12 protein-coding genes, 1 rRNA gene and 1 riboswitch are annotated in these 14,260 nt (G+C 69.6%); of the genes, 1 reads left to right on the top strand and 12 read right to left on the bottom strand.

Annotated features, from left to right (window positions below):
* Positions 1–48: 48 nt before the first annotated feature.
* A complete protein-coding gene (gene gcvP, locus QC283_RS39210; RefSeq protein ID WP_279566574.1) occupies positions 49–2,934 on the bottom strand; it encodes an aminomethyl-transferring glycine dehydrogenase in 2,886 nt (961 codons plus the stop codon).
* 177 nt (positions 2,935–3,111) lie between these two features.
* Positions 3,112–3,207, bottom strand: a riboswitch (glycine riboswitch).
* Positions 3,208–3,344: 137 nt separating this feature from the next.
* On the opposite strand from gcvP, the gene QC283_RS39205 reads away from it, so the two are divergent.
* Positions 3,345–3,722 carry a PRC-barrel domain-containing protein gene (locus QC283_RS39205; RefSeq protein ID WP_279566573.1) on the top strand — a complete coding sequence of 126 codons (378 nt, stop codon included), beginning with the start codon at positions 3,345–3,347 and terminating at the stop codon, positions 3,720–3,722.
* 109 nt (positions 3,723–3,831) lie between these two features.
* Here the strand turns inward: QC283_RS39205 and QC283_RS39200 are convergent, their stop codons facing one another.
* From QC283_RS39200 to rrf, 11 genes are all read right to left on the bottom strand, one after another.
* Positions 3,832–5,298, bottom strand: a complete 1,467-nt coding sequence (locus QC283_RS39200; protein WP_279566572.1) for a DNA polymerase IV — start codon at positions 5,296–5,298, stop codon at positions 3,832–3,834.
* A 72-nt stretch (positions 5,299–5,370) separates the two neighbouring features.
* Entirely contained in the window at positions 5,371–6,054 is a 684-nt protein-coding gene (locus tag QC283_RS39195; protein WP_279566571.1) for a MerR family transcriptional regulator, read from the bottom strand.
* Positions 6,055–6,247: 193 nt separating this feature from the next.
* Positions 6,248–6,721 carry a bifunctional nuclease family protein gene (locus QC283_RS39190; RefSeq protein WP_052838788.1) on the bottom strand — a complete coding sequence of 158 codons (474 nt, stop codon included), beginning with the start codon at positions 6,719–6,721 and terminating at the stop codon, positions 6,248–6,250.
* 84 nt (positions 6,722–6,805) lie between these two features.
* Entirely contained in the window at positions 6,806–7,543 is a 738-nt protein-coding gene (ftsR, locus tag QC283_RS39185; protein WP_279566570.1) for a transcriptional regulator FtsR, read from the bottom strand.
* A 43-nt stretch (positions 7,544–7,586) separates the two neighbouring features.
* A complete protein-coding gene (locus tag QC283_RS39180) occupies positions 7,587–8,546 on the bottom strand; it encodes an FHA domain-containing protein (RefSeq protein WP_279566569.1) in 960 nt (319 codons plus the stop codon).
* Between the two features lie 61 nt (positions 8,547–8,607).
* A complete protein-coding gene (locus QC283_RS39175) occupies positions 8,608–9,468 on the bottom strand; it encodes a DUF881 domain-containing protein (protein WP_279566568.1) in 861 nt (286 codons plus the stop codon).
* 5 nt (positions 9,469–9,473) lie between these two features.
* Positions 9,474–9,806, bottom strand: a complete 333-nt coding sequence (locus QC283_RS39170) for a small basic family protein (protein ID WP_003977440.1) — start codon at positions 9,804–9,806, stop codon at positions 9,474–9,476.
* Positions 9,803–10,639: a DUF881 domain-containing protein gene (locus QC283_RS39165; protein ID WP_279566567.1), complete on the bottom strand. Its 837-nt coding sequence runs from the start codon at positions 10,637–10,639 to the stop codon at positions 9,803–9,805. Before QC283_RS39165 ends, QC283_RS39170 begins: the two co-directional genes overlap by 4 nt.
* A 167-nt stretch (positions 10,640–10,806) precedes the next feature.
* Positions 10,807–13,302, bottom strand: coding sequence for a mannose-1-phosphate guanyltransferase (locus QC283_RS39160; protein ID WP_279566566.1), 2,496 nt, complete (start codon positions 13,300–13,302; stop codon positions 10,807–10,809).
* Between the two features lie 113 nt (positions 13,303–13,415).
* Complete coding sequence (locus QC283_RS39155) at positions 13,416–14,024, bottom strand: CDP-alcohol phosphatidyltransferase family protein (protein ID WP_279566565.1); 609 nt, start codon at positions 14,022–14,024, stop codon at positions 13,416–13,418.
* Between the two features lie 109 nt (positions 14,025–14,133).
* Positions 14,134–14,250: ribosomal RNA gene (gene rrf, locus QC283_RS39150) — 5S ribosomal RNA — on the bottom strand.
* Positions 14,251–14,260 lie beyond the last annotated feature (10 nt).

The following is a 14,260-nucleotide window of genomic DNA, read 5'->3' as shown; positions in this document are numbered from 1 at the left end:
GTGCGGGACCAGGACGGTCCCGCACGGAGCCTCTCCCGTACGGCCGGCTCAGTCCTCGTACGCGTCCAGCGGCGGGCAGGAGCAGACGAGGTTCCGGTCACCGAAGGCCTGGTCGATGCGGCGCACCGGCGGCCAGTACTTGTCGGCGGCGGACACCCCGGCCGGGAAGACGGCCTCCTCGCGCGTGTACGCGTGGTCCCACTCACCGCCCAGCGCACCGGCGGTGTGCGGCGCGCCCCGCAGCGGGTTGTCCTCCGCGGACCAGACGCCGGAGCCGACCTTCTCGATCTCCGCGCGGATGGCGATCATCGCCTCGCAGAAACGGTCCAGCTCGGTCAGGTCCTCGGACTCGGTCGGCTCGATCATCAGCGTGCCGGCCACCGGGAACGACATCGTCGGCGCGTGGAAGCCGTAGTCGATCAGCCGCTTGGCGACATCGTCGACGCTCACGCCGGTCGCCTTGGTCAGCGGGCGCAGGTCGATGATGCACTCGTGCGCGACCAGCCCGCCGGGGCCGTTGTACAGCACCGGGAAGTGCGGCTCCAGGCGCTTGGCGATGTAGTTGGCGGACAGCACGGCCACCTGCGTGGCGCGCTTGAGCCCCTCGCCGCCCATCAGCCGGACGTACGACCACGAGATGGGCAGGATGCCGGCCGAGCCCCACGGCGCCGCGGAGATGGGGCCGACGCCCGTCTGCGGACCGGCCGCGGGCTGCAGCGGGTGGTTGGGCAGGTACGGCGCCAGGTGCGACCGTACGGCCACGGGGCCGACGCCGGGACCGCCGCCGCCGTGCGGGATGCAGAAGGTCTTGTGCAGGTTCAGGTGCGAGACGTCGCCGCCGAAGTGGCCCGGCTTGGCGAGTCCGACCAGGGCGTTGAGGTTGGCGCCGTCCACGTAGACCTGGCCGCCGGCATCGTGCACCTGGGCGCAGATGTCGGCTACGTGCTCCTCGAAGACGCCGTGCGTGGAGGGGTACGTGATCATCAGCACGGACAGCTCGTCGCGGTGCTTCTCGATCTTGGCGCGCAGGTCCTCGACGTCGATCTCGCCGTCCTCGGCGGTCTTGACGACGACGACCTTCATGCCGGCCATGACCGCGCTCGCCGCGTTGGTGCCGTGGGCGGAGGACGGGATGAGGCAGACGGTGCGCTGCTCGTCGCCGTTGGCGCGGTGGTAGGCGCGTACGGCCAGCAGGCCGGCGAACTCGCCCTGAGACCCGGCGTTGGGCTGGAGCGAGACCTTGTCGTACCCGGTGACCTCGGCGAGCCGCTCCTCCAGCTCACGGATGAGCGTGAGGTAGCCCTGCGCCTGCTCGGCGGGCGCGAAGGGGTGCAGCTGCCCGAACTCGGACCAGGTGACCGGCTCCATCTCGGTGGTCGCGTTGAGCTTCATCGTGCAGGAGCCCAGCGGGATCATGCCGCGGTCCAGCGCGTAGTCGCGGTCGGCGAGGCGGCGCAGGTAGCGCAGCATCGCGGTCTCGGAGCGGTGCTGGTGGAAGACCGGGTGGGTCAGGAAGTCGTCGGTGCGCAGCAGCGCCTCGGGGAGCGTCTCCTCGGTCGCCGCGTCCAGCGCCTCGATGTCGCCCTCGACGCCGAAGGCGTTCCACACACCGCCGACCTGGGCTCGCGTGGTGGTCTCGTCGCAGGCGAACGACACGTGGTCGGCGTCGACGAGCCGCAGGTTGACGCCGTTCTCGCGGGCGGCGTGGACGACCTCGACGGCCCGGCCCGGCACCCGCGCGGTGACCGTGTCGAAGTAGGCGCCGTGGACGGTCTCGACGCCACCGGCCTCGAGGCCCGCGGCGATGACGGAGGCGTACCGGTGCGTGCGCCGCGCGATGGCCCGCAGCCCTTCGGGGCCGTGGTACACGGCGTACATGCCGGCCATCACGGCGAGCAGCACCTGCGCGGTGCAGATGTTGCTGGTGGCCTTCTCCCGGCGGATGTGCTGCTCGCGGGTCTGCAGGGCGAGGCGGTAGGCCCTGTTGCCGTCCACGTCCACGGAGACGCCGACCAGGCGGCCGGGCAGGCTGCGCGCGAACTTCTCGTGCACGGCCATGTAGCCGGCGTGCGGCCCGCCGAAGCCCATCGGCACGCCGAAGCGCTGCGTCGTGCCGATGGCGATGTCCGCGCCCAGCTCGCCGGGCGAGGTGAGCAGCGTGAGGGCGAGCAGGTCGGCGGCGACGGTGACGAGGGCGCCGAGCTCGTGCGCCCGGTCGATCACCGGCTTGATGTCGCGGACGGCACCGGAGGCGCCCGGGTACTGGATCAGGACGCCGTTGATCTCCCGCTCCGCGACCTCGGCGGGAATGCCCTCGCTCAGGTCGGCGACGACGATCTCGACGCCGGTCGGCTCGGCGCGGGTCTGTATCACGGCGACGGTCTGCGGCAGGGCGTCCGCGTCGACCAGGAACAGGCCCTTCTTGTTCTTGCCCATGCGCCGGGAGAGCGCCATCGCCTCGGCGGCGGCGGTGCTCTCGTCGAGCAGCGAGGCACCGGAGGTGGGCAGACCGGTGAGTTCGGCGACCATCGTCTGGAAGTTCAGCAGGGCCTCGAGACGGCCCTGGGAGATCTCCGGCTGGTAGGGCGTGTACGCCGTGTACCAGGACGGGTTCTCCATGACGTTGCGCAGGATGACCGGCGGGGTGAAGGTGCCGTAGTAGCCGAGGCCGATCATGGAGTCGAGGACCTGGTTGCGGTCGGCCAGCGAGCGCAGCTCGGCCAGCACCTCTGCCTCGGAGCGCGCGCCGGGCAGGTCCAGCGCGTCGGCGTTCTTGATCACATCCGGCACCGCGGCGGCCGTCAGCTCGTCGAGCGAACCGTAACCGACCTGCGCGAGCATCTTGGCCCGGGCCTCGTGGTCGGGGCCGATGTGGCGCTGCTCGAACGGTGCTGCCTGTTCGAGTTCGGAGAGCGGAGTGCGGTGGGCTGTCATTGCGGAGGCCTCCTGGTCTGACGACCTTCGAGGGGCACCACGGCGCGGGTACCCGGACGGCCTCCCCCTCTGTCATCTCAACCTGAGAGCTTCACCGGGCGGGCCCGAGGGCTTTCCCGGCTTTCACCGTCGGTGAGGGCGGAGGCCGTTGGCACCCGCCCTGCTTTCCAGAGTGACCTCGTCCGTGCGGTACGTGAGCCTGAGAGATTCCGGGGAGGATTTGCTCCTTCGGCGCCTCCGGTGGTGTCCGGAGGACTCTCCCGCACGGGGTCAGCAGCCGTTTGCCAGCGTACCAGCGAGGTCGCCGCACAGATTTCGAGTGGCCGACCCACCACATGTGCTCTTTTGTAGTACTTACGGATGATTCGGCGGCTGGTGTGCGAGCCCAGTGCGACCCAATGGAGGGCCCCGTGCGTACCGACATCGACCCGCGCAATCTGATCGGCCGCAAGGCGTTCGACCGCGACGGCACCCGGATCGGCACCGTCGACGAGGTCTATCTCGACGACGCCACCGGCGTCCCCGAGTGGGCCGCCATACGCACCGGCCTGTTCAGCAGGGACGCCTTCGTGCCCCTGGAACCGAGCGAGCTGGTCGACGGCACCCTGCGCGTACCTTTCGACCGGGCCCTGATCAAGGAGGCCCCCGACTTCGGCGTCGGGCGCCACCTCTCCCCGGAACAGGAACTCCAGCTCTACCACCACTACGGCCTCGACGTGGCCGCTCCCGCCCCGCTCCCCGACCACGACTTCGGCAAGCTGGCGGGCCAGGGCCAGGAGGAGAGCTGACCGTCCGGGCCTGCGGCGGTTCAGCGCGAACACGGGCTCCAGCCGCCCTCCACGCTGCCGTGACCGGCCCTCACCGGCACTGATCGGAGAGCCGTCAGGAGCCGTCACCTCAGGCCCTTGCCGGGGGAAGACGGACGTGCCCCGCCGGTCCGTTCTCCGCGTCGGGGTCCGGGCCGGTGTCCGCAGCGCGGTCCGGGCCGTCCTCAGCGCTCGTCGGCCCGGCGCCCCCGGGTCTTCGCGGCGCGGGCGGCACCAGCGGCAGCGGATCCGCCGGTGTCAGTTCCGGGTCGTCCACCAGGAAGGTGCGTACCCGCCCGGGCTCCGAGTACGGCGTCTCGAAGCGCACCGTGACCCGCCCCAGCCCGCTGCCCTGCACCCACCCGTGCCCGTACTCCGCGTGCCGAACGTCGTGCCCCGACGGCCACCGGCGCTCGGTGGGTGCCGGCCTGTGCTCCTCCACTGGCTCCGCCTCGGGCTCTGCCGCCGGCTCGTCGGCCCGGCCCTCCGCCGCCTGCGCGAACAGGTCCTCCTGCGTGTAGTCGGCGAGCCCGCTGACGCCGACCCCGAGCAGCCGCACGCCACCCGTGGTGTCCACCGAGTCCAGCAGCCTGGCCGCGGCCTCCCGCACCACCCCCGGGTCGTCCGTGGGCCCGCGCAGGGTCTCGGAGCGCGTCAGCGTCGAGAAGTCGTACCGGCGCACCTTGAGCACGATGGTGCGGCCGGACAGCCCGGACCCGCGCAGCCGCCTCACACACCGGTCGGCCAGCCGCCCGACTTCGACACCGACCCGCAGACGGTCGTGGATGTCCACGTCGTAGGTGTCCTCGACGGACACCGACTTGGTCTCCCGCTCGGCCACCACGGGCCGCTCGTCACGGGCCAGCGCCATGGCGTACAGGGCGTGGCCATGCGCCTTGCCCAGCAGCCGTACGAGCTCGTCCTCCCCCGCCTCGGCGATCTCGCCGACCGTGGTGATCCCGGCGCGGCGCAGATGGTCACCCGTCGCCGGTCCCACACCGGGCAGCGTCCGCACGGTCATCGGCTCGAGCATGGCCCGCTCCGTCCCTGGCGGGATCAGGACCAGCCCGTCGGGTTTGGCCGCCTCCGAGGCGATCTTGGCGAGCATCTTGGAGGCGGCCAGACCCACGGACCCGGTGAGGCCGGTGACCGTGCGTATGTCCGTGCGCAGCCTCACCCCGGCCAGCCGGGCCGAATCCGCGTCCCAGGCCGTGCCGCCGGCCTCCAGGTCCACGAAGGCCTCGTCCAGGCTCAGCGGCTCCACCAGGGGCGACAGTCCCCGCAGCAGCCGCATCACCTGCTCGCTGATCGACCGGTAGAGCTCGAAACGCGGGACGAGGTACGCCGCGTTGGGTGCCAGCCGCCGGGCCTGGCCCATGGGCATCGCCGAGTGCACACCGAAGACCCGCGCCTCGTACGAGCAGGTGGCGACCACCCCGCGCGGTCCGAGCCCGCCCACGACGACGGCTTTGCCGCGCAGACTCGGCTTGGACGCCTGCTCCACCGAGGCGAAGAAGGCATCCATGTCGAGATGCAGGATCGTGGGCGCGGTTCTCACATCTCCGATGCTGCCCTACGCCACTGACAATGGGCGCCCGACCGGCCACCCGCCCGCCCACCCGTGGCGGTGTCAGACGGCCCGGTTGCGCCGCCTCGCCAGTTCGTCCGCCGGATTGTGCCCGACCAGGGTCTCCCCCGTGTCGATCCGCTCCCCGTGCAGCTGGGACAGCGCGCCCTCGACGTCCCGCCACACCACGCCGACGGCGATGCCGAAGATGCCCTGACCGCCCTGGAGCAGGGCGTGGACCTCGTCGGGCGAGGTGCACTCGTAGACCGTGGCGCCGTCACACATCAGCGTCATCCGCTCCAGGTCACGAAAGCCGCGCTCCCTGAGATGCTGGACGGCGGTGCGGATGTTCTGCAGTGACACCCCGGTGTCGAGGAAGCGCTTGACGATCTTCAGCACGACCACGTCGCGGAAGCTGTACAGGCGCTGCGTCCCGGATCCGTGCGCGGGCCGCACGGAGGGCTCGACGAGGCCCGTGCGGGCCCAGTAGTCGAGCTGCCGGTAGGTGATACCGGCGGCCGCGCAGGCCGTCGGCCCTCGGTAGCCGATCTGCTCGGACGCCATGGACGTCGCCCCTCCGCTGCTCGGCACGGCAGCCGGTCGCTGCGGAGCGGGATCTACCGCGCCACCGTGTTGGGGATACCCCCCGCTCGCGCGGAGCCGAGAGTTCGGGGGAGGGTACGGACCGCTTGCCCCGAGGCTGTGCCCGGGGCCACCCCCAGCCGTACCGTCGCCGCTGATTCTCACGCCGACCTCCGTCCTTGACCTGCCTCCTCGACGGTAGGCAGTCACCAAGGGTGCGTCAACGATCGCCACACTCGGCACGCCGAGTGATAATCACCCTACGAGTGGTTTCCCGTGCCCAACCGCGGGGAAAGGCTAGCCGAATGTGCCCGAAAGGGGGCCGTAAGCCGCCCTGGACCACCGCGGCCCGCGCGTGTCACTGGTTGCTGCTCCCGAAATCCTCCGGCGAGATCTGGTCGAGGAACTCGCGGAACTTCTCGACCTCGTCCTCCTGCTCGTCCGGGATCGCGATGCCGGCGTCGTCGAGCACGGTGTCGCTGCCGTAGATCGGTGTTCCGGTGCGCAGGGCCAGCGCTATGGCGTCGGACGGCCTGGCGCTCACCTCGACCCCGCTCGCGAAGACCAGCTCGGCGTAGAAGACCCCGTCACGCAGGTCGGTGATGCGTACTTCGGTGAGCTCCTGGCCGACGGCTTCCAGCACGTCCTTGAACAGATCGTGGGTCAGCGGCCGTGCGGGGGCCATGCCCTGCTGGGCGAAGGCGATCGCCGTCGCCTCCCCCGGCCCGATCCAGATGGGGAGGTAGCGGTCGCCTCCCACCTCGCGCAGCAGCACGATCGGCTGGTTGGAGGGCATCTCGACCCGGACACCTACGACATCGAGCTCGTTCACACAGCAACCCTAGGCCGTGCCCGGGACGTTTGGGTAGTCGGGCCGGGATCGGGTGGGCGATCCGGGTCCCACGAGCAGGCCGTCTCAGGGCAGCCGCACGCCGAGGGCGGTCTGCACGAGCGCCGCGTGCAGCTTCACCGCCAGCCCCGCGAGCTCCTTGGTCCGGGCTTCCGCGTGGGCCCTGGTCTGAGGGTTGCGGTGACGCTTCAGCGGCGCCACCACCTGGTCCACGAGCCCGGCCTCCCGGTCGGCGGCTGCCTTCATCACCCGCAGGTGCCGCGGCTCGATCCCGAACTTCCCCAGCTGGACCACCAGCGACGCCACGGTGACCACCTCGGCGTCGTACGCCCCGTCGGGCAGCGGAGCGACGAGTCCGTACGACTCCCACTCCTTCAGTTCCTGGTCGTCGACTCCGGCCGCGGTGAGCAGCTCCTCCCGCCCGATGCGGGTCACCACGGGCCCTTCGGCGGGTTCCGGCACGGGCTCCCCGTCCCGCTGCCGGGCCAGTGCCGGCAGCGGGACGGCCTCGCCACGCTCCATGGCGTCCAGGTGCTCGCGGATCACCTTCAGCGGCAGATAGTGGTCCCGCTGCATACGCAGCACCTGGCCCAGGCGCTCGACGTCGTGGGCACTGAACTTGCGGTAGCCGGCGGGGGTCCGCCGCGGCTCCACGAGGCCCTCCGACTCCAGGAAACGGATCTTGGAGATGGTGATGTCGGGGAACTCGTCACGCAGCGCGTTCAGCACCGTGCCGATGCTCATCAGCCCACTGTCCGTGACGGCGGTGCCGTTCCCGGCACCGCCGCTCGGTGTTTGAAGCATGGACCTTCCCTGGAGGTTCCCCGGGCGGATGCCCGGGGGCGGGTCAGTAACCCCGCTGGCTCGCGTAGAAGACCAGCCGGTACTTGCCGATCTGTACCTCGTCACCGTTCGACAGGGCGACCTGGTCGATGCGCTCGCGGTTGACGTACGTGCCGTTCAGGCTGCCGACGTCGGCCACCGTGAACGAGCCGTCCGGACTGCGGCGGAACTCCACGTGCCGGCGCGAGACCGTCACGTCGTCCAGGAAGATGTCGCTCTGCGGATGACGGCCGGCGGTGGTCAGCTCGCCATCCAGCAGGAAGCGGCTGCCCGAGTTCGGACCGCGGCGCACGACGAGGAGCGCGGAACCGAGCGGCAACGCGTCGACGGCCGCCTGCGCCTCGGGAGAGAGCGCCGGAATCGCCGTCTGGCCGGTCACCTCGGCGTCGTACGCCTCCAGGCCGGAGATGGAGATCGTGGAGGTCGTCTCGGACGCACGCTCCGGAACCGCCCCGGCACGCAGCGGCGCGCCGCAGTTGGAGCAGAAGCGGCTGTTCTCCGCGTTGCGGTTACCGCACCTCGTACACACCAGGGCCGACATGGACGGATCCTCCTGCCGCGGCTGCCCCGCCGGGGCGTTCGACGCGTACGGACCGGGGGCAAACCCTCCACCCGTACCTGAGGTCGACGGTTGTCCGAAACCTATGCCGCTGGACTGCGCAGGGTCAACAGACGGCGCGCCCTGCCCACCCGAAGTGTCACCACCCGGACCAGTCACCTGGTCCCGGAACATCGGACGCCGACCCTCTGCGTCGGGCTGTGCGCGATGGCGAGCGGTCGCGTTGTCGCTGCCCTCTCGCGCGCTCTTGCCGAACAACTTCGCAAACAACTTCACGGGCGATTCCCCTTGACCGAAACAGACCCGCCCGTGGGGCAGGACGAACCCTGACTGAACGTACTGGCCGACCCGGACACCTTCACAACGTCCGTCTCCACCAGACAGTTTCCACCACGCACCACCCAATCGGTGCGCCGACCCCCCGCAACCTCATGCCCTCGCCGGACGCCGCCCATGCACCCCCGGTTCACTGGGAGGACGACCGAGCGTAGTCAGGCCGCTTCGCTGCTCGCAAGGCGTCCACGACGATCTTGCTCGACCGCTCAACAGTAACGGTGGCCTGTTCCTTCTCCAGAGTCTGCACCACGCCTCCGGGAATGTTGAGAGCCGGTTCCAGGTCCTGCGGCTTGCCGATGACCTGGAAACGATAGGGCGCGTTGATCTTGTTCCCGTCGACGCTCACGGTCTCGTCGGAGTCCGTGAGGTACGTGCCGGCGACGACCCGTACACCGTTCACCTGGATCGCCTCCGCACCCGCCGCGCGCAGCTCCTGGATCGCGTCGAGCAGCATGTCCGCCTCGACCGCTCCCTTCGTGTCCTCGATCGTCACCGTGATGCCGGGCCCCTGCGCGGCCACGGTGCCCGCGAGAATGCCGAGTTGCCGCTCCTTCTCGAGCGTCTGCCTACGGGCCTCCTCCGCCTGGTCGGAGCTGTTCTCCAGCTCGTCGCGCTGCTTCTCGAGGCCCTGCTTCTCGTCTTCAAGACGCTGAGTACGGTCGTCCAGTTCATCGAGGATGCGGACAAGATCCTCCTGCCGGGCTCCGCGCAGCGCGCTGTCACTCTCGCTGTTCGACGCCACCTGGACCGCCAGGCCGAATCCGAGGCCGAACAGAAGCAGAGCGACGATGAGTTGGGCCCGGGTCAGACGCGGCGGCCACAGTCCCTTGACCAGCCGCTGCCTACCGGTCAGCCCGGACCGCCGCTCGGGCCCGTGCTCCGCGGGCCTTCCGTCCGGGGCGTCGGCGCCGGGTGTCTCCGCCGACGGCGGGACCTCGTCGGGCAGCTCCTTGCGCAGCCTGTTCTCGCTCTGCTCGTCCTGGTCGCTCATCGGCCTCACGCCCGGAAGACGTGGCGTCGGATCGCCGCGGCGTTGGAGAAGATGCGGATGCCGAGGACGACCACCACACCGGTGGACAGCTGGGCCCCGACGCCCAACTTGTCGCCCAGGAACACGATCAGCGCGGCCACGACCACGTTCGACAGGAACGACACCACGAAGACCTTGTCGTCGAAGATGCCGTCGAGCATGGCCCGCAGACCGCCGAACACGGCGTCGAGCGCTGCCACGACGGCGATCGGCAGGTAAGGCTCGACGGCTGCCGGCACCTCGGGCCGGACCAACAGGCCGGCCACGACTCCCACGACGAGGCCCAGTACGGCGATCACGATGTGCCCTTCTCGGTTATCGGCTGTGCTGTACGTACGATCACACTCGTCGCGGCCGGCAGCTTGAGATCGTCCGCCGCGGAGATGGCCGTCCGGATGCCGTAGTTCTCCTGCAGGACATGCAGGTACAACCCATCGGCACTGTCCTGGAACCGGGTGCTGAGCCGCTCGCCGTCCCCCACCGCGAGCACCGTGTACGGCGGCACCAGCGGCTTGTTGTCGACCAGTATCGCGTCACCGGCGGCTCTGATCGCCGACAGCGCGGTCAGGCGCTGTCCGTTGACGGAGATCGCCTCTGCCCCCGACTCCCACAGTCCGTTGACCACGCGCTGCATGTCCCGGTCGCGGACACGGCCCGTGTCGGAGAATCCGGAGGTGCCGCGCGGCTGCCCGTCACCGCCCGTACCCGCGTCCTTGGCGTCGTTCACCACGAGCTTCACCCCGGGGCCGTGCACCTCGACGGCGCCCGACAGGATGCCCATCAGGTCGGACCGGTCGCTGTCGCCGTTCTTCTCGAGCGCCTCGCGTTGCCGCGCGCCCACGTCCTCGCGCAGCTTGTCGACACTCTCCTCGAGCTTGTCGGCCGTCGAGGTCTCCCCCTCGATGCGGTCGATGAGCTCTTCGCGCTCCTTGGCGACGGCGGGCGCCGCGACCCGCGCCTGGGCCGCGCCGACCGTCACGACCAGGGCCGCCAGTACCAGCCCGGCGGCCAGTCCCAGCTTGGCGCGGAGGGTCTTGGGCATTCCGCCGGTGCCCTCGGCCTTCTTCCGCGCGGCGGCCTCGGCGTAGCCGTCGTCGAGGCTGTGGTCCATGACGTTGGTGAGCAAGGACATGGACGCGTCCGGGCGCGCGGGCCGCGTGAATGTGCTCCGAACGGGGGGTTGCTGCGGCATGCCGCACATCGTCGCACGCCACGGCCACTACCTCCGAATGGCCCCACCGGCGTGCCGGACAGGCCCCCTTGGGGACACTTGTCCGGCACGCACGCGTGCGGTGTGTTTTACCGGCCCGCGCTGTCCACCACCGCGGACCACTCGTCGAGCAGCGCCTGCGCGGAGGCGTCGTCGGGCCCCTCGGCCCACAGATGGGTGACCGCCTCGGCCGGGTCGGGCAGCACCATCACCCAGCGTCCGTCGGTCTCCACCACGCGCACCCCGTCCGTGGTGTCCACGAAGCGGTCTCCGGCCGCCTCGACGACCCGCCGCATCACCAGGCCCTTCACCGCCCACGGTGTGGCCAGGTCACGCTTCAGGACGTGCGCCCGCGGGATCCGCGCGTCGATCTGGCTCAGCGTGAGCTGTGTCCGCGCCACCAGCCCGATCAGCCGTACGAAGGCCGCCGTGCCGTCGTAGACGCTGCTGAACTCCGGGACGATGAAGCCGCCCTTGCCGTCGCCGCCGAAGATCGCGCCTTCCTCACCCCCGACTCGCGTCAGGTCGTCGGGAGAGGTGGTCGTCCACTCGACCTGGGTGCCGTGGTACGCCGCCACCTGCTCGGCGATCCTGGTGGTCGTCACCGGCAGCGCGACCCGGCCACTGCGCCGCTCGGCAGCGATCAGGTCGAGCATCACCAGCAGGGCCCGGTCGTCCTCGATGATGCGGCCCTTCTCGTCGACCAGTGACAGCCGCTCACCCACCGGGTCGAACCGCACACCGAACGCCGCCCGCGAGGACGCCACGATCTCTCCGAGACGCACCAGCCCCGCCCGCCGCATGTCGGCCGACTCGGTCGGCCGGGACTCGTCGAGCCCCGGGTTGATGGTCAGCGAGTCGACGCCCAGCTTCCCGAGGAGACTGGGCAGCACCAGCCCCGAGCTGCCGTTGGAGGCGTCGACGACCACCTTGAGCCCCGACTCCGCGATTCCCGTGATGTCGACGTTGCGCAGCAGCGACCCGGTGTAAGAGTCGAACACACTGGACGGGAAGTGCAGGTCCCCGATCTCTCCGGGGAACGCCCGCCGGTACTCCTGCCGCGCGAACACCCGGTCCAGCTTCCGCTGGCTGCCCTGCGACAGGTCGGCACCCTGTCCGTCGAAGAACATGATGTCCACGGAGTCCGGTACCCCGGGCGTGGTCCGGATCATGATTCCGCCGGCGCTGCCCCGCGCGGTCTGCTGCCGCGCCACGGGCAGCGGTACGTTCTCCAGGTCCCGTACGTCGATGGCGCTGGCCTGCAGCGCGGAGATCACCGCCCGTTTCAGCGCGCGGGCACCACGGGAGTGGTCGCGGGCCGTGGTGACGGTGGAGCCCTTCTTCAACGTGGTCGCGTAGGCGCCGGCCAGCCGCACCGCCAGCTCCGGAGTGATCTCCACGTTCAGGATGCCGGACACGCCGCGGGCACCGAAGAGGTGCGCCTGGCCCCGGGACTCCCAGATGACCGAGGTGTTGACGAAGGCGCCGGCCTCGATGGTCTTGAACGGGTAGACCCGGACGTTGCCCTGGATGATCGATTCTTCGCCGACGAGGCATTCGTCGCCGATGACCGCGCCGTCCTCGATCCGCGCGGCGCGCATGATGTCGGTGTTCTTGCCGACCACGCAGCCCCGCAGGTTGCTGTGGGGCCCGACGTACACGTTGTCGGCCACGACGGCCTTGTGCAGGAAGGCGCCGCTCTTGACGACGACGTTGGAGCCGACGACCGTGTGTTCCCGGATTTCGGCGCCGGCCTCGACCTTGGCGTAGTCACCGATGTAGAGGGGCCCTCGGAGCACGGCGTCGGGATGTACCTCGGCGCCCTCGGCCACCCAGACGCCGGGCGAGATCTCGAAGCCGTCGATGTCGACGTCGACCTTGCGCTCCAGTACGTCCGCCTGGGCCTTCACATAGCTCTCGTGGGTGCCGACGTCTTCCCAGTAGCCCTCGGCGATGTAGCCGTAGACGGGCTTGCCTTCCTTCATCAGCTGCGGGAAGACATCACCGGACCAGTCCACGGGCACGTCGGGGTCGACGTAGTCGAATACCTCGGGCTCCATGACGTAGATCCCGGTGTTCACGGTGTCGGAGAAGACCTGGCCCCAGGTCGGCTTCTCCAGGAAGCGCTCGACCTTGCCCTCTTCGTCGACGATGGTGATGCCGAATTCAAGCGGGTTGGGCACGCGTGTCAGACACACGGTGACGAGCGCGCCCTTTTCCTTGTGGAAGTTGATCAGATCGGTGAGGTCGAAGTCCGTCAGGGCATCGCCGGAAATGACGAGGAAGGCATCGTCCTTCAACGCCTCCTCGGCGTTCTTGACGCTTCCGGCGGTACCGAGTGGCTTCTCCTCATTGGCATAGGAGAGCTCCATTCCGAGCTCTTCTCCGTCACCGAAGTAGTTCTTGACCAGCGAGGCCAGGAACTGGACGGTGACGACGGTCTCATTGAGCCCATGCCTTTTGAGCAGCCTCAGAACGTGCTCCATGATCGGCCGGTTGGCCACCGGCAGGAGCGGCTTGGGCATGCTCGAGGTCATGGGACGAAGGCGCGTGCCTTCGCCTCCAGCCATCACGACGGCCTTCATGTCGGAAGCGTCCTCCTCTAAGAGACGACGGATTGACCGACTTCACCCGTCCAGCGTCCCGCACTTTGGCAGTCGGGGCCATCCGGCGGCTGGGGGCCGCACAATCGGCGGGTTCAATCGGCCTTGGTGTCCGCACGGACCAAACGGCGGACCTGCACCACGTAGAGAACACCTGCCCACCAGTACAGGGTTGTACCCCATCCGGCGAACGCCCATCCGAAAACAGCGGCGAGTGACGCGATCCATCCGCTTCCGTCGCTGAGCAGAAGCAGAGGGAAGGCGTACATGAGGTTGAAGGTGGCTGCCTTCCCCAGGAAGTTCACCTGCGGCGGCGGATAGCCATGTCGCCGGAGGATGCCCACCATCACCAGCAGGACCGCTTCCCGGGCAAGCAGTACAAGGGTCAACCAGAGCGGGAGAATCTCGCGCCAGGTGAGGCCCACCAGAGTGGACAGAATGTAAAGCCGGTCGGCCGCGGGGTCCAGGAGCCGGCCGAGGCTGCTGATCTGGTTCCAGCGTCGTGCGAGCTTCCCGTCCAGGTAGTCGCTGACTCCGCTCAGGGCCAGCACCAACAGTGCCCAGCCATCGCTCTCCGGGCCGCCGAACTCGGGCCTGAGGATGAGCCACAGGAAGAGCGGCACGCCGGCGAGGCGCGCCATGCTGAGGATGTTCGGGATGGTGAGGACCCGGTCAGTCTGCACGCGGGTCTCCTGGACCTCCACGCGGGGGCCTCCTGGGGGAAACGAGCCAATGATGCTCACTGACCTTACCTCAACGCAAAAAAGCTCTGGCTCCTGGGCTGTGTGCCCAAGAGCCAGAGCTCTAAAAGGAGTTCGGCGGCGTCCTACTCTCCCACAGGGTCCCCCCTGCAGTACCATCGGCGCTGTAAGGCTTAGCTTCCGGGTTCGAAATGTAACCGGGCGTTTCCCCTACGCTATGACCACCGAAACACTATGAA

The organism is Streptomyces sp. DH41 (genome assembly GCF_029813785.1).
Classification (GTDB): domain Bacteria; phylum Actinomycetota; class Actinomycetes; order Streptomycetales; family Streptomycetaceae; genus Streptomyces.
The sequence above is the reverse complement of the archived record's forward strand: the minus strand, read 5'-3'. Positions and strand labels throughout refer to the sequence as shown.